Raw genomic sequence first — 15,430 nt, forward strand, 5'->3', positions numbered from 1 at the left:
CGTGCCTTCCGCCTCCGAAGGACGTACCCTCTCGCGGTGCCGCACGCGAGCGACCCTCCCCCGGAGCCCGAGGCCACGCTTGGCTCGCGGCTGCGCGAGCTCGTCCTCGGGTCGAAGGAGCTGCGCGACGCGCCGGTCACGCGCGCGATCGTGGCGCTCAACGTGCTCGTCTTCCTCGCGTGCGCGGCGCACGCGCGCTCGGCAGGGGCCATCGCCCGGATGCCTCAAGACACGATGCTCGTGTTCGGCGCGAACCTCGCGTCGCTGACGGTTGGAGACGGCCGCGTCGAGGCCCTGCTCGCCTCGTGCTTCCTGCACTTCGACCTCCTCCACATCGGCTTCAACCTGATGTCGCTGCGCTCGGTCGCGCCCTTCGTCGAGCGGAGCGTCGGGCCGGCGCGGTTCTTCCCCCTGTTCCTCATGACAGGCGTGGTCGGCAGCGCCGCGAGCGCGCTCGTCGGCTGGACGGCCACCGAGCGCCTCAGCGCGGGCGCGTCGGGGGCCATCTGCGGCGTGATCGGCGCGGCCGCCGTGCTCGGCTACCGCACGCAGGGGGCTCGCGGCCCGCTGACCACGTCGATGGCGCGCTGGCTCGCCATCATCGTCGCGCTCGGCTTCATCGCCCACTTCGACAACGCCGCGCACATCGGGGGCGCCGTCGCGGGCGCCGTGATCGCGGCGTCCTGGCGGCGAGGGTACAGCTACTCGCCGCGCGGACAGGCGCTCGTCGTCGGCGGGTGCATCGCCCTCGTGCTCGGCACGGGCGGCGTCGTGGCGTGGCGCGATCTCACCGACCCCTACCTGTTCCTCGGCAGCGACGACCGCCTGCGGATCGCGGAGGGTGCGCTGGCGGAGGGCCGCTGCGACGTTGCCCGCGAGGCCGCGACGCGCGCGCTCCGCCTCGGGCGGCGCGACCGGGTCACAGTCGAGATCGCGGGCCGCATTCTGGTGCGGTGCCAGAGCCGCTGAGCCGCGGTGTCAGCGCGGTCACCGGCCGACGAGCCAACCGCGCTGCCCGATGGTACGATGCGAGCGTGCGCCGCAAGCTCTCTCGCCCCACGCTGTTCGCCGTCGTCTCCCTCGCCACGCTCGCTGCGCCGACCGCGATCGTCGCGTGCGCGGTCGGCACCGACCGGAAGGAGTTCGGCGACAACTTCGCCGACTCGGCCACGCCCGACGCCGCCGTGTTCGTCGACGCGGCCTCCGACTCACCGATCCCGCGCGACGGCGCGCCGCCGGTGGACGCGACGCCCGACGCGACGCCGCCGCCCGTCGACGCAGGTCAGGACCAGCTCTCGCCGCCCATCGACGCCGCGGCCGACACCTCGCCGTCGTGCGCCGGACAAGTCGCGATCGTCTCCGGCGACGACACGCAGCTGAGCGCGGCGATCCACACGTCCGGCGCGTGGACCACGCAGGCCGTCGCGGGCGCGAGCGCGGCGAGCGGGCCCGCGGTAGCGGCGCTGGGCGCGGGCTTCGTCGCCGTGTTCCGCGCCGCGGGCGACGCGCTCTCCTCGACGACCTCGTCCGGCACCACATGGAGCGCGCCGGTACGCGTCGGCGCCGCCTCCGCGCGCTCCACTCCGGCGCTCGCGATCACCGGCACCACGGCGCACCTCGCGTTCCAAGAAGCCTCGTTCCTTTATGCGTATTCTCCATGGAATGGCGCGGCGTGGGACGCGCCGACCGCGATCGGTGCGCCCCAGAGCTTCGGCTTCGAGGCGCCGTCCCTCGTGGGCGTGGGCGCCTCCGTGATCGCCGGCTTCGGCGGCTCGAGCGAGGGCCCGCTCTACCTCCAAGAGCGCACGGGCGCCGCGTGGGGGGCCGCCTCCAGCGTGACCGGCACCTGGGTGTGTGGCACCAACGGCGGCGGTGGCGTTTCACGCTGCGGCGGCGCGCCCGCCCTCCTCGCCACGGGCGGGGCGACGGCCGACCTCCTCGCGGTCCACGTCGACCGCGCGACGCGGATCCTCACGAGCTCCACGCGCGCGGCGACGACCAAGACGCTCACGGTCCACGGGCCCGTCGGGGCCGGCGTCACGAGCGACGAGGAGGTGTTCCTCGCGAAGGCGGGGCCCACCCGCGCCGTGCTCACGTTCCGTGGGCAGGACGGCAAGGGATACGCGGCCCTCGTCGATCTCTCGGGCGCCGCGCCCTCGTGGAGCGCGCCGGTCGCGCTCTCGAGCTCCACGCTCGCGTCGGTGCCGCGCGTGGCCACCGGCGTCTGCGGCGACGACGCGATCGCCACCTTCGTGCTCGCGGGCGGCGGAGTGAAGATCCTGCGCCTGCGCGGCACCACGTGGGGCTCGGAGGAGGCCGTGGGCTCGGCGCCCGCCGCGCGCTTCGCGTCGATCGCGACGCGCCCGTAGCCCTAGGGCCGCGCTGGGTGGCCGGCCGGGGAACGGGTCGCGCTGCACGCCGTGGCGCGCGGGCCAGCGCTCCGTGTCAGTGTGCGTCGATCACGACCCAAACGTCGTCGAGGCAGAGCTCGCCCTTGGCGTGGGCGGTCAGCTTGAGATCGGAGAGCTTGCCCGGCCTCCCGTTAATCGTGACCCGCGTGCGCTTGGGGTCGAGCGTGCCGCGCACCGTCTGCTGCGTGGAGGCGATCGTCAGGCGGTCGCCGTCGACACTGGTGATGATGCCGTGCACATACCGCGAGGTCGCGGCGGGCTCCTCCGCGTGAACGACGCCGGAGCTGAACGGGGTCGCGGGGGTGAGCCACAAACCGAGCGCGAGCGCGATGCCGAGTCGTCGTACCATGAGCCACCTCCTGCCGGCTCACCGCGCCCCCCGCGATGATCGCCCCGGTCGCACGGCCTTACCACCGAATTGCCCGGCGTCCAGCCCAATCGGGGGCGAGACGCGAGATCGCAAATGAGGCCGTGAAATCCTGAATGAATCCCGGGGGCGACGGTGGGCGTCCGCCTGACGTTCGTGCGGTCGAGGCGCCGACGGCGGGCGGCCTATCCATGCCGCCCGACCGAAGAGAGGAGGGCATGAATGTGTGTTCGGACGGTGGGTCGTGAACTAGCCTTGCGCCATGCCGCTTCACGCCGCGACAGCCCGTCAGTTGGCGAGCACCGAGCTCTCGCCCCTCGAGTCCGCGTGGGACACGCGCGGGTACGCCGCCCAGCTCCGCGCGGTGCTGAGCGCCGGTGAGGCGATCGGCGAGCGGTTCGCCAGCGGACCGCGCGTCATCGCCGTGCGCACCCTGCCGCTGACGACGCTCCCCTACCCTACCCGCTACGCCCTCGGGGGCTCGGCCTTCTCGCCCGCGCCGTTCGTCACGCTCACGCACCGCTGCGTGCTGGTGCAGTTCCTCGAGCACGGCGCGCCGAAGACCCTCCTCTTCAACCCGACCGACGCCGAGGCGTCCCGTGCGACCCCCTTCTTCGCGCGCCTCGCGGCCGAGGCCGGGCCGCGCCTCTCCGCGTGGATGGCGCGGTCCTTCGAGCCCCTGGAGGCGCAGCTCTCCAAGCTCGGCCTCGCGGCGACCGACATCGACTACGTGGCGTTCGACCACTTCCACACCCAGGACCTGCGCTCGCTCCTCGGGACCCGCGACGGCGCCAGGGCGCCGCGCTTCCCCAACGCGACGCTGCTCGCTCCCGCCGCCGAGTGGCAGGGGTGGGACGACCTCCACCCGCTGCAGCGCGCGTGGTTCGTGGCCGACGGCAAGCGAGGCGTGCGAGAAGAGCGCGTGACCCTCACGACCTCCGACCTCGCCCTCGGCGACGGAGTGATGTTGCTGCGCACGCCCGGACACACGGTCGGCAACCAGACCCTGTTCGTGAACACCGACGGCGGCGTGTGGGGCATCAGCGAGAACGGCACGTGCGCCGACAACTGGTCGCCCGTCGAGAGCCGCATCGCCGGCCTCTCGGCGACCGCGCGGGCGCAGGGGCTCGACGTGCTGCCCAACTCGAACACCCCCGAGCGCCTCGCGCAGCAGTACACCTCGATGCTGCTCGAGCGCGCCGTCGCCTCGCGCGTGAAGCGTGCGCCCGCGTTCGCGCAGATGTTCCCCTCGAGCGAGCTCACGCCGGGCCTCGCGGCGCCGGGCCTTCACCCCACGCTGGTCCACACCGCGCTCTCGTTCGGCGCGCTCGTGCGGCCCGCCCGCCAGGTCGCGTGAGCGAGGGCGACGCGCGAGGCGTGTCCCCAGATGGGCGCGTGCCCGCGTTCGCGCGCGACTTCCCGGCCGACCCTGCGCTCCGGGCGCTCACGGCGGCCTTCGAGGCGGGCGACTACCGGCGCGTGCGCGACGAAGGAGGCGCCCTCGCGGCGCGCTCCCCCGAAGGCCCCGTTCGAGACGCGGCGCTCGCGCTCGTGCGCCGAACGAGCCCCGATCCGCTCGCCAAGTGGCTGTTTCTGCTCGCGGCGACGCTGATCGTGGCGCTCTTCGGGTATTGGGTCGCGCACGACGGTCCGGATCCGAGCACGCCCACGCCTGCGCCGACGATCGAGTACATCAAGTAGGGCTCGCCCGAGGCCCACGCGTGGCTCGCCCGCGGGGGACTTCCGAGTATGCTTCGCCGCATGCTTCGCCGCTCCCTGCGCGGGTTCGCGCCATCGGTCGGATCCTTCGCTTCGCTCCTCGCGCTGCTCCCGCTCGCCGCCGCGTGCTCGTCCGTCGCCGATCCGGCGCCCGCGCCCCCCGCGCCCGCGAGCATCTTCGTGCTGCCGAGCGCCCTCACCGACCTGCGGGCCGAGCGCTTCCTCGACCACCCGTTCCCGAGCGATCTGCGCCGCGACGCTGAAGGAAAGGTCGTCTACGAGGGCTTCTTCGACCCGTTCGAGTCGGTCCTGCTCCGCGACTACGTGGCCGCGACGCGGGGGCTGCTCGACGGGTTCTCTCCGGCGGGCGCGATCTACCTGCGCTTCACGCACGATCTGGACCCAGCATCGCTTCCTCGAGACCCCGGTGACGCGACGCGAGCCGAGTCGGCGATCCAGCTCGTCGACGTCGATCCGAAGTCCCCGGAGGTTGGCAAGCGGCGCCCCATCGAGACGAGCTTCCGCGCCGCCGCGGGGGTCTACATCCCGAAGGACACGCTCTCCGTGCTGCCGCTCCCGGGCATGCCGCTCCGGCCGCACACTCGCTACGCGCTCGTGGGCACGAGGGCCCTCCGCACCACCTCGGGCGAGGCGCTCACGGCGTCCGACGATCTCCGAGAGGTCCTCGGCGCTCGCCCCGCCACCGAGCGGAGCGCGGCCGCCCGCGCCGCCTACGGCCCCGCGCTCGAGGCCCTCGCGACGGCCGGGATCGCGCGGGACGCCATCGTGCACCTCGCGGTCTTCACGACCAACGATCCCACCGAAGACCTGTTCCGCATCGTCGACTCGCTGAAGACCCAGGTGCCCGCGCCGAAGGCGACCGACGTCGTGGCGAAGGACCAGGCGGCCACGTACGACGTGTACGAGGGCAACTACGGCCCCACGCCGAACTACCAACGCGGCGAGGTCCCGTTCGCGAAGACCGGCGGCGAGTTCGTGTTCGAGGGCACGGGCGACGCGCGCAAGCCGGTGCTCCAGGGCACGTTCAGCGTGCGCTTCGCCCTGGTCGTCCCGAACGCCGAGAAGTGCCCCGAGCCGCCCGCCGGCTACCCCATCGTGATCTACGCGCACGGCACCGGCGGCGACTACCGCAGCATCATGTCGCGGAGCGTGGCGCCCATGCTGGCCGAGTCGTGTCTGGCGACGATCGGAACAGATCAGATCTTTCACGGGACTCGGCCCGGAGCGCCACCGGACTCCGACCCGAACAAGGAGGGCAACATTCAGCTCCTGTTCTTCAACCTGAACAACCCCACCGCCGCGCGGACGAACGGGCGCCAGTCGGCGATCGACGTCGCGCAAGAGGCGAGGCTCTTCACCGAGAGCTCGTTCTCGGTGCCCGCCACGGTGTCGCGCTCGGGCAAAGAGGTGAAGCTCGACGGCAAGCGCGTGCTGTTCTACGGCCACTCGCAGGGGGGTCTGAACGGCCCGCTGTTCCTCGCCGCCGATCCCTCGGCGCGTGGCGGCATCCTGAGCGGCACCGGGAGCCTCATCACGATCGCGCTCCTCGAGAAGACCGAGCCGAAGCCGAGCGTCGCCGGGGCACTGAAGACGCTGCTGTCGCTCACCGATCCGGAGGAGGCGAAAGAGCTCGACCTGTTCCACCCCGTCGCGAACCTCGCGCAGGCCATCGTCGACACGACCGATCCGCTCCACTACATGGGCCGCATCATCCAGCGACCGCGCGACGGCTTCGCCGCGAAGAGCATCTTCGAGACCGAGGGCATCGGCCCCGACGGCAAGGGCGACAGCTACGCGCCACCCCACGGGATCGAGGTCGGCGCGGTGGCGCTCGGGCTGCCGCGACAGGCGCCCGGCGTGTTCCCCCTGCGTGAAGCGAAGTACGCGGGCCTCGGCGACGTGACGGTCCCGCCCGAGGGCCTCTCGGGCAACCTCGCGGGGGGCAGCGCCACGGGGGTGCTCGCGCAGTTCGCCCCGCGCGGCACCTCCGACGGCCATTTCGTGGCGTACGACAACCCGCAGGCGAAGAGCCAGATCGCGAAGTTTCTCCGCAACCTGGCGGACGATCCAAAGGGCCGAGTCTCCCCTCCGTAGACCGCAGCCGCGACGCGGGAACCTTCGTCCAGCGGGCGGTGTCGGAGAGAGGACCCATGACGATGCCATCGTTGCGACGTCCCCTCGCGCCTCCCCTCGCGGTCGCCCTCGCCCTCGCGGTCGCTCCGCTGCTCGGCGCCGCGTGTGCCCCGTCCGCGTCCATGCCACCGGGGCCCGCACATGCGCCGCGCCCGCCCCCAGCGCCACGCGCCGCTCCGCCCGTGGCTCCCGTCAGGACGAAGCCCGCCCCGCCGAAGATCACGACCTCGATGGCGGGCGATCCGTCACCGGCAGCCCTCGCCGAGGCGAGGCTGCTCGCCTCGGGCTGCGACGACTTCGCCGAGCGCCGCAAGGCGTCCGTTCAGGCCGAGCTCCGCCGCATGCACGACGCGTTGGACGCCGCGCTGCAGGGGTGGCGTGAGGAGCAACCCGAGTGTTGGGCGGAGTCGCGGCGGCAAGCCGAGCAGCGCCGCCTCGAGGCGAACGGCTCGACGCTCCGCGGACTCGCCGGCATCGGCTCGGGCTACGGGAGCGGTGGCGGTGCGATGCGCGCCATGGGCTCGGCGGGCGCGTCGCTCCAGGGTGCCGCCGCGGGCGCCGCCCCTCGCCCCGGCCCCGTCACGTCGGCGAGGGCGCACTCGAGCACCAACAACCAGATCGCCGGCGTCGACGAGGCCGACATCGTCAAGACCGACGGCAAGTACGTGTACCTTGCACTAAACGGAGCGCTCCGCATCGTCGAGGCCATGCATCCGCGCGTCGTCTCGACCACGCCGCTCCCGGGCACGGTCCGCGAGCTCTTCGTCCAGGGAGACCGCGCCGTGGTCTACACGTCCCGCGGCGGCGCGCCGAGGCGCTGTACCTACGGGTACGACTGCGCCTTCGCGGGCGACGGCACCTCGACCGAGGTGACCGTGCTCGACCTGAAAGATCGCGCCCAGCCACGCGTCACGCGCACCCTGGGGCTCACCGGATCGCTCATGACGGCGCGACGCGTGGGCACCGTCGTGCACACGGTAGTCGCCGACGACGACGTGCGCGCCGCGAGCTACCCTACCTGGCCCGCGGGCCTCGCGACCTGCGGCACCCCCGAGAAGGTCGTGCGCGCGCGCTTCGCCAAGCTCCGCGCCGAGAACGAGGCGCGGCTGAACCAGACCGCGCGCTTCCCCTCGATCCGCGACCGAGGGGGCGAGACCCCGCTCTGCGGGCACCTGCTCCGCTCCGCGCTGGACGACGGGCACGCGTTCACGAGCCTCGTCTCGTTCGACCTCACCGACGACGGTTCACCCGCCCAGACCGCCACGGTCGAGAGCCGGCCGGGCGCGGTCTTCGCCTCTGCCGACACGCTGTACATGTCGGTGGTCCACGGGCGACGGCCCCAGCGCGCCGGGCGCTGGTACTCCTTTTATCCGACGACCGACGAGGTGAGCGAGATCCACGCGTTTCGCATCGGCGAGCGCCCGGAGGCCACGCGCTACCTCGGGAGCGGCGCGGTGCCCGGCCACGTGCTGAACCAGTTCGCGATGGACGAGTGGTACGGCTACCTCCGCGTCGCGACCACACGCGGGCGGGTGCCTAGCCCAGGGGTCGAGAGCACGCTCTCGGTGCTCGCCCACCGCGACGACGGCAGCCTCGTCCGGGTAGGCGCGGTCGAGCACATCGCGCCGGGCGAGGACATCCGCGCCGTCCGCTTCGACGACGACCGCGGGTACGTCGTCACGTTCAAGAAGACCGATCCGCTCTTTGTGCTCGACCTCGCGCAGCCGGATAAGCCCGCAATCCTGGGGGAGCTCAAGATACCTGGCTTCTCCACCTACATGCATCGGGTCGACCCCGACCACCTCCTCTCGATCGGCTTCGACGCCCAAGACCGAGGCGACTTCGCCTACTTCGACGGGGTGCTGCTGCAGCTCTTCGACGTGAGCAAGCCGACCGAACCCGTGCTGCTTCACAAGGAGAAGATTGGCACCCGCGGCTCGAGCTCCGAGGCGGCGACGAACCACCTCGCCTTCAACTACTTCCCCGAGAAGGGCCTGCTCGGCGTGCCCATGACCGTGTGCGAGGGCGGCGCCGCGGGCGTGCACGGCAACGAGATCACGTTCAGCGGGCTCTACGTGTACGACGTGAGCGTCGAGCGGGGCTTCCATCGGCGCGGCGGCGTCGATCACTCGTCGCGGGGCGTGAGCTGCAGTACGTGGTGGTCGCGCGCCACGTCGACCGTGAAGCGCAGCGTGTTCCTCGACGACCTCGTGTACTCGATCGCGGGAGATCGCGTGAAGGTGCAGCGGCTCGGCTCGCTCGGCCGCGACGAGGCCGAGCTCCCCATGACGCCCTGAAGGCGCGCACGGGCTCGCCGCTACAGGCGGCCTACGACGCCGAGCGCGGGGAGGAACGCGGCCGCTTCGCGCGTCCGCGGTGGCGCGGGGAAGTACACCCCGGCGACCTGCCCGAAGACCGCGAGGTGCCGGGTCAGAGACCACTCGAGCCCCGCGCCGGCGCGGACACCGGCGCGCACGCCGTCCGCGAAAAAAAAGGGGATCGCGAGCGTGGCGAACGGCCGCAGCGGCCCGAGCGGGACCAACGCCCGCGCCCCCACCTCGAAGCCGCTCGTGGCGCCCAGCAGCGCGCCGGCGGAGAGCTCCGCGAATCGGGTGACGCCGACGCCGAACCCTCCGTACACGACGGCGCCCCTCAGCGCTCCGTCGACATCGAGCCGCGCGACAGCAAGCGGTCGCCCGGCGGTCGCCCAGACGAGCGGCGGCGCGGACGCATCGGTGTCCCTCCCCGGCGCAGGCGGCGCCGGCGCGACGGCGGCAGCGACCAGCGGCGGCACACGGACGCTCTCGCGCTGACCCTCCCGCACGCGCAGTCGGGCAGAGAACGGCACGAAGCCCGGCGCGGAGGCCTCGACGAGCACGTCGCCCGGGTCGACGGGGACCGGCGCACCCCAGGCCAGCGCCGGCACGCCCCCTCCGTTGAGCCGCACGGTGAGCTTGGGAGACGGCACCAGCGCCGAGGGTGCGGGCGCCTCCACGATGAGGGTGACCGTGGGCACCCTCGGGCCGAGCTCGGCCAGGCTTCGCTGACACTCCTCGACGCGATCGTCGCGCTTGTCGCGGCGCGCGGCCGCGAGCGCCTCCGTGAAGAGCTGCGTGGCCGTGCTCGTACGCCCTTCAAGGCTCCGGCAGAGCGCCAGGTTCATCAGCGTGCCGCCGCCCGGATCGAGCCGCTGGCTCTCCTCGAAGCTGTCGCAGGCCTGCGCGTACCGGCCCGCGTCCATGAGCTCACGCCCACGATCGAAGAGCGTCGCGGCGACTCCCTGCTGGTTGCCCGCGACGTCGGCGCGAGCGGGCGGCGCGAGCGTCGCGAGCCACGCCAGCCACAGCAGCGTCGCGAGCGCTCGGGCTCTCCCGCCACCGTGCCGTGCGCTCCCCACCCGCACGCACATGGCTATTTTCGCTCGCGAAACGAGGGACGATCGAGCGGGCGCGCGGACGAGAACGAGGGCGCGGGCGCGGGCGCGATCGGCGCGGGCGTGGTAGCCGCAGACGGTCCGTGGACCGACGCGCGCGGCTTCACCGGCGTGGGCGACGGCGACGGCGACCGCGGCGGCCCCGCGGGCGCCACGTCGCTCGCCGCGATCGTGCTCGGGGCGACAGGGGGTCCCTCCGCCGCGCTGGCCGGGGAGGCCGCGGGCAAGGCGGGGGGAGAGGGGGGCTCGCTGACGGCCACGACGGGGGACGAGTGCCGCGCGGCCCGGGCGCCCATGCCGAGCGTCCCGCCGAGCACGACGAGGGCCAAGCCCCCCGCGACCGTGAGGCGGGCGGCGGACGGCCCACGACGAAGCGGCAGCCGCTCGAGCTCCCGGGCCACCTGCTCGACCCTCGGACGCCGCTCGGGGCGCTTGTCGAGGCACCGCAGCGCGAGCCGCGCGAAGGCCCCGGGGATCGAGCGCCGCAGCCCACGTGGATCGGGCACCACGTCCCGCGTGGTCGACACGATGGCTTCCATCGCGGTGACGCCCTGAAAGGGCCGCTCGCCCGTAGCGAGCTCGAAGAGCACGACGCCCAGCGAGAACACGTCGGTCGCGGCGTCCGTGGGCTTGCCGAGGGCCTGCTCGGGCGACATGTACCCGGGGCTCCCGAGGACCACGCCCTCGGCCGTGAGCACCTCCGACACCTCGCGCGGCGCGCCCTCTTCGCCCCATTTCGCGAGGCCAAAGTCAAGAATCTTGACCATCCCCGTGGCGTCGAGGATCACGTTCTCCGGCTTCACGTCGCGGTGCACGACGCCCGCCGCGTGGGCGGCCACGAGCCCCAGAGCGAGCTCACGGCCGATACGCACCACCTCGGCGAACGGCACCGGGCCTTGCCGCAGCAGCGCGCGGAGCGTGCGACCCTCGACATACTCGAACACCAGGTACGCGCTGGAGTCGTGCTCCCCGACCTCGAGGAGCCGCGCGACGTTCGCGTGCGCCACGGCCGCCGCGGCCTTCGCTTCGCGCAGGAAGCGCCGCTTGCGGTCGGGGCTCGCGGCGCCGTGTCCGCTCACGACCTTGAGCGCGACGGCCCGCCCCAGGCGCTCGTCGCGCGCCTCGTAGACGACGCCCATCCCGCCGCGCCCCAAGACGCGCACGACGACGAACCGGTCGACCGCTTCGCCGGGCACGAGCTCGGGCGTCAGCCGCTCGTGGACGCCGGTGCTCGCGAGCCTCCGCAAGAGCTCGTCCGACTCGGTGGCGTCGTCGGAGTCCCAGGTCTCGGCGACGGAGGCCGGCTCAGCCATCGCCGCTCGGGACGAGCCCGAGCTCGCGCCCGCGCCGCTTCAGTCGATCTTTGAGCAGCTGAAAGCGCTTCCGCAAGCGCGCCTGCGCTGCCGCGTCGGCGGGCTCGCCCTCGTCGGCGAGCACGGTCGCGATCTCGGCCCACGACAGCTCGCGCTCCACCCGGAGAGACAGGAGCATGAGCTCGTCGACGTCGAGCTCGCCCTTGAGCGTGTCGATCGCCGAGCGGTTCTCCTCGCGGAGGCGGCTCACTGTGCGCGTCCGGACCTCGGCGACGAGCTCCGACAACGCCCCGAGCTCCGAGAGGGGGATCGCTCGACCATGGGCCCGCTCGCTGCGACGGTAGCGGGCCGAGGCGCGGCGCGCGAGCGCGTACGCCCAGGTGCGAAAGGAGCACTCCCACCGAAAGGCAGGGAGCCCGCGCCAGACGTCCTCGGCCAGGAGCGAGAACACGTCCGCTCCCATGGTCTCGCTGCCGTGAGCGTGGACGACGAAGCGGAGCAGCTCGGGTCCTGCCCGCCGCAGCGCGAGGGTCGCCGCCTGGTTCGTCGCGCCCCGCTCCATGAGCGAGCGCAGCTCATTCTCGAGCGCGTCGTGAGCGGCTCTCGCGGCCGGGGCGGACATCCTCCAAAGCGTACACGAAGCGGCGCGCTCGGGGCGAGCCGGGCGCCTCCCGAGGCCGGCGTGCCTTTCCGGCGCCGCAACCGCATGGCACGATGAGCCTGGAGACCGTGCGCAGCGCCCTACCTCGCATCCTGCTGTTCGTGGCCCTGGGGGTCGCCTCGTCCTCTGGGAGCGCCGCCGGAGACCCGGTGCGCGAGACGCAGGACAAGGGGGCGTCGTTCGCTGACGCCCCGATCGCGCTCACTCCGCGAGGCCCCACGCTCGTCTTGCTCGGCGCGCGGCATGTGCCGGGCCGCCGGGAAGGTCCGCGCGACGAGTTCGCCGACGCGCTCGGGCCCGGGGTCGATCTGGTTCGCGAGAGGCGCGGCGCGAGCGACGCCACCGGCTCACTCGGGACGTTCGAGGACTGGGTACGACTCCCGACACCTCCGCGCGAGCCTCGCGTGCGCTACGAACTGTCGCTCGGTGCGCTCGCGGGTCTGCGCCTGGTCGCTGGCGTGCTCGAGGTCCTCGACGCGGAAGGCGCGCCGCGCGCGCACATGCTCCCACCATGGATCGCGAACGCGCGAGGGCAGCGGCGACCCGTAGGCGTCGAGGTCCGAGGGTGCGCCGTCGATCGCGACCCGCGCGCGCCATGGGGCCGAGCGCCCGTCGCGCCAGGAGCGGCCACCTGCACGGTGGAGCTCTCGTGGGACCTCGCCGCGTCCGACTATCCCGCGCTGCTCGACCCCGAGTGGACCGACGCGGGAGACCTCGCCGTGGAGCGCTCTCTCCACAGCGCGACGCTCCTCCCGAGCGGACGTGTGTTGATCGCGGGCGGGTACTCGACCTCGCTCGGCGCCGACCTCGCCACCTCGGAGCTCTACGATCCGACCACTCGAACCTTCGCCGCCACCGGCTCGCTCACCACCGCGCGACGGGCACACACGGCGACCGCGCTCGACGGCGGGCTCGTGCTCGTCCTCGGTGGCGACGTGAGCTTCAACCCGCCCCGCGTGCTCGCCTCGGTCGAACGCTACGAGCCGTCGACAGGCGAGTGGGCCTCCCTCCCTTCGCTCTCCGAGCCGCGCTCGCACCACACGGCGTCGCGGCTCCGCGACGGGCGCGTGCTCGTCGTCGGGAGCCTCGACTATTCGCGGGACGGCGTCGCGTCGTCCGTGGTGGAGCTCTGCGCGAGCGACGGCGCCTCATGCCGACGCGCCGCGAGCCTCGCGGTCCCCCGCGCGTCGCACACCGCGAGCTTGCTCCCGGACGGGCGCCTCCTGGTGGCGGGCGGTGGCGCCAGAATCTTCAATGACATCAAAACCTTGCACGCGAGCACCGAGCTCTTCGACCCGCTCCGTGACGCGTGGAGCGCGGGGCCCACGCTCCCGCGCGCGCGCTTCGACCACGCCGCGGTCACCCTCGCGAGCGGCACGACGCTGCTCATCGGCGGGAGCCTCGCGCCCCAGGGGGAGGTGACCACGGGCGAGGTGCTCGCCGTATCCCCCGCGGGCGCGGTCTCCGTGACGCGGCCGCTCGCCGGCACGCGGTGGCTCCACCAGGCTACGGAGGTGTCGGGCGAGCGCGTGTTGGTCCTCGGCAACGCGGCGGCCTTCTACTCGCCGAGCGCGACCGCGGCGGCGGAGCTCTACGAGCCCGCTGCGTCGACGACCACCGCCGATCTCGAGCCGCGGTACTGGCACACCCAGACCCTGCTCGGGGACGGCAGCGTGCTCGTGGTCGGTGGGAGCGCGCGCGCCCCGCGGCGGGCCCGCGTCTTCACGCCCCCCGCGCCACCCACTCCCCCGCCGACGACGACCGCGCCCCCGCCGCCCTCAACGACCGCGAGCGCGCCCTCACCGCCGCCGTCGCCGACCTCGTCCGGCGTGGGGAGCGCGGCGCCGAGCGAGCCGACGCCAACCACGGGCTTCTACGCGTGCGCGGTGATGGGCGACCCCGCGCCGCCCGCGGGCGGGGTCGCCGCGGCGCTGGTCGCGCTCGTGCTGGCAGCGGCGAGGCGGCGGCGCACACGAGGACGAGCGTAGCGTCGTCGGCGAGTGGGCTCGCGATCAGGAAGGCGCGTCGGCGCCCTCCGCGTCTCCGCGTCTCCGCGTCTCCGCGTCGTCGAGGTCGCGACTACCGCCCGGCCCGATCGAGCATCGCGTGCAGCAGCACGTTGCAGCCAGCGGTGATGTGCTCGGGCTTGGCGTCCTCGATCTCGTTGTGGCTGATGCCGTCTTTGCAGGGGATGAACACCATGCCGGCCGGCGCGAGGCGCGCGACGTACACGGCATCGTGGCCCGCGCCCGACACGGCGTCCATGTGCGAGTAGCCGAAGGTCTTCGCCGCGTTCGCCACGGCCTCGACGCAGCCCTTCTCGAACTGGCAGGGCTTGAAATACGAGACCTGCGTGAGCTCGACCGGGAGGCCGCTCTCCTTCGCCGTCTTCTCGCAGAACGCCTTGATTTCAGCGTCCATCGCGTCGAGGTTCTCGTCGTCGATGTTGCGGAGATCGACCGAGAACTTCACGGTTCCGGGGATCACGTTGCGGCTGTTCGGGTGGACCTGCACGAAGCCCACGGTGCCGCGTCCGTGCGGCGGGCGGCTGTTCCCGATGGCGACGACCTCTTGCATGATGCGCGTGGCGACCTGGAGCGCGTCCTTGCGGAGCGGCATCGGCGTGGGCCCCGCGTGGGCTTCCATGCCCTTCACGACGCAGTCGTACCAGCGGAGGCCGAGCACGCCCTTCACGACGCCTATCGTAACGTCGGCGTCCTCGAGCACGGGCCCCTGCTCGATGTGGGCCTCGAAATAGGCGCCCACCGGGTGCTTGCCTGGCTCCTCGTCGCCGATGTAGCCGATGCGCGCGAGCTCGTCCTTCACGCTCTTGCCGTCCACGTCCTTCGCCGCGTACGCGTGCTCGAGCGTGAAGGCGCCGCAGAACACGCCGGAGCCCATCATGACGGGGACGAAGCGCGAGCCCTCCTCGTTGGTCCAGTAGACCACCTCGATCGGCGCCTCGGTCTCGATGTTCTGGTCGTTCAAGGTGCGCACGACCTCGAGGCCCGCGAGCACGCCGTAGTTGCCGTCGAACTTGCCGCCCGTGGGCTGGGTGTCGATGTGGCTGCCGCACATGACGGGGGCCAGCGCGTCGTTCTTGCCCTTGCGGCGCATGAACACGTTGCCGATCTTGTCGACGGTGACGGTCATTCCCGCCTCGCGCGCCCACGAGGTGACGAGGTCGCGCCCCTCCTTGTCGAGGTCGGTGAGCGCGAGGCGGCAGACGCCGCCCTTGGCGGTCTTGCCGATCTCCGCGAGCCGCATGAGCGAGGCCCAGAGGCGATCGCCGTTGATCGAGAGGATGTCCTTCGCTTGCGTGGTGCTCGTCATGGTCGCGCGCGTTCCTTCCCCGGTGCGCGTGTCGACGCG

12 protein-coding genes are annotated in these 15,430 nt (G+C 73.0%); 7 read left to right on the top strand and 5 right to left on the bottom strand.

Features of this window, described 5'->3' with window-relative positions; genetic code table 11:
* The first annotated feature begins 36 nt into the window (after positions 1–36).
* Together IPQ09_01425 and IPQ09_01430 are read left to right on the top strand one after the other, a co-directional pair.
* Positions 37–969: a rhomboid family intramembrane serine protease gene (locus tag IPQ09_01425; protein MBL0192880.1), complete on the top strand. Its 933-nt coding sequence runs from the start codon at positions 37–39 to the stop codon at positions 967–969.
* A gap of 65 nt (positions 970–1,034) precedes the next feature.
* Positions 1,035–2,369, top strand: coding sequence for a hypothetical protein (locus IPQ09_01430; GenBank protein MBL0192881.1), 1,335 nt, complete (start codon positions 1,035–1,037; stop codon positions 2,367–2,369).
* Between the two features lie 76 nt (positions 2,370–2,445).
* Here the strand turns inward: IPQ09_01430 and IPQ09_01435 are convergent, their stop codons facing one another.
* Positions 2,446–2,760: a hypothetical protein gene (locus IPQ09_01435; protein ID MBL0192882.1), complete on the bottom strand. Its 315-nt coding sequence runs from the start codon at positions 2,758–2,760 to the stop codon at positions 2,446–2,448.
* A gap of 280 nt (positions 2,761–3,040) precedes the next feature.
* Between IPQ09_01435 and IPQ09_01440 the strand changes: the two genes are divergently transcribed.
* The 4 genes from IPQ09_01440 to IPQ09_01455 all read left to right on the top strand — a co-directional run bounded on the left by IPQ09_01440 (position 3,041) and on the right by IPQ09_01455 (position 8,948).
* On the top strand, positions 3,041–4,135 hold the full coding sequence (locus IPQ09_01440; protein ID MBL0192883.1) for a hypothetical protein: 1,095 nt from the start codon (positions 3,041–3,043) through the stop codon (positions 4,133–4,135).
* Positions 4,136–4,173: 38 nt separating this feature from the next.
* Positions 4,174–4,479: a hypothetical protein gene (locus IPQ09_01445; GenBank protein MBL0192884.1), complete on the top strand. Its 306-nt coding sequence runs from the start codon at positions 4,174–4,176 to the stop codon at positions 4,477–4,479.
* Positions 4,480–4,539: 60 nt separating this feature from the next.
* A complete protein-coding gene (locus tag IPQ09_01450; GenBank protein ID MBL0192885.1) occupies positions 4,540–6,612 on the top strand; it encodes a hypothetical protein in 2,073 nt (690 codons plus the stop codon).
* A gap of 221 nt (positions 6,613–6,833) precedes the next feature.
* Positions 6,834–8,948: a beta-propeller domain-containing protein gene (locus IPQ09_01455; protein ID MBL0192886.1), complete on the top strand. Its 2,115-nt coding sequence runs from the start codon at positions 6,834–6,836 to the stop codon at positions 8,946–8,948.
* Between the two features lie 20 nt (positions 8,949–8,968).
* Here IPQ09_01455 and IPQ09_01460 read toward each other — a convergent pair whose 3' ends face one another.
* From IPQ09_01460 to IPQ09_01470, 3 genes are read right to left on the bottom strand one after another with little or no spacing between them, the layout of a single operon-like run.
* Complete coding sequence (locus tag IPQ09_01460) at positions 8,969–10,060, bottom strand: hypothetical protein (protein MBL0192887.1); 1,092 nt, start codon at positions 10,058–10,060, stop codon at positions 8,969–8,971.
* 2 nt (positions 10,061–10,062) lie between these two features.
* Complete coding sequence (locus IPQ09_01465; GenBank protein ID MBL0192888.1) at positions 10,063–11,397, bottom strand: serine/threonine protein kinase; 1,335 nt, start codon at positions 11,395–11,397, stop codon at positions 10,063–10,065.
* Positions 11,390–12,019 (bottom strand): sigma-70 family RNA polymerase sigma factor, encoded by a 630-nt coding sequence (locus tag IPQ09_01470; protein MBL0192889.1) that lies wholly within the window; start codon positions 12,017–12,019, stop codon positions 11,390–11,392. The genes IPQ09_01465 and IPQ09_01470 overlap by 8 nt, the downstream gene beginning before the upstream one ends.
* Positions 12,020–12,111: 92 nt before the next feature.
* On the opposite strand from IPQ09_01470, the gene IPQ09_01475 reads away from it, so the two are divergent.
* Entirely contained in the window at positions 12,112–14,046 is a 1,935-nt protein-coding gene (locus IPQ09_01475; protein ID MBL0192890.1) for a hypothetical protein, read from the top strand.
* 91 nt (positions 14,047–14,137) lie between these two features.
* Here IPQ09_01475 and IPQ09_01480 read toward each other — a convergent pair whose 3' ends face one another.
* The gene (locus tag IPQ09_01480) at positions 14,138–15,391 is read right to left on the bottom strand and encodes a Zn-dependent hydrolase (GenBank protein ID MBL0192891.1); all 1,254 of its coding nucleotides are present in this window, start codon (positions 15,389–15,391) and stop codon (positions 14,138–14,140) included.
* Positions 15,392–15,430 lie beyond the last annotated feature (39 nt).

Source organism: Myxococcales bacterium (assembly GCA_016720545.1).
GTDB lineage: Bacteria > Myxococcota_A > Polyangia > Polyangiales > Polyangiaceae > JAAFHV01.

Bases quoted from the DNA above. Each gene is read 5' to 3' on its own strand.
- IPQ09_01470 (MBL0192889.1), bottom strand. From the start codon at position 12,019: ATGTCCGCCCCGGCCGCGAGAGCCGCTCACGACGCGCTCGAGAATGAG.
- IPQ09_01465 (MBL0192888.1), bottom strand. From the start codon at position 11,397: ATGGCTGAGCCGGCCTCCGTCGCCGAGACCTGGGACTCCGACGACGCC.
- IPQ09_01435 (MBL0192882.1), bottom strand. From the start codon at position 2,760: ATGGTACGACGACTCGGCATCGCGCTCGCGCTCGGTTTGTGGCTCACC.
- IPQ09_01460 (MBL0192887.1), bottom strand. From the start codon at position 10,060: ATGTGCGTGCGGGTGGGGAGCGCACGGCACGGTGGCGGGAGAGCCCGA.
- IPQ09_01480 (MBL0192891.1), bottom strand. From the start codon at position 15,391: ATGACGAGCACCACGCAAGCGAAGGACATCCTCTCGATCAACGGCGAT.
- IPQ09_01450 (MBL0192885.1), top strand. From the start codon at position 4,540: ATGCTTCGCCGCTCCCTGCGCGGGTTCGCGCCATCGGTCGGATCCTTC.
- IPQ09_01440 (MBL0192883.1), top strand. From the start codon at position 3,041: ATGCCGCTTCACGCCGCGACAGCCCGTCAGTTGGCGAGCACCGAGCTC.
- IPQ09_01475 (MBL0192890.1), top strand. From the start codon at position 12,112: ATGAGCCTGGAGACCGTGCGCAGCGCCCTACCTCGCATCCTGCTGTTC.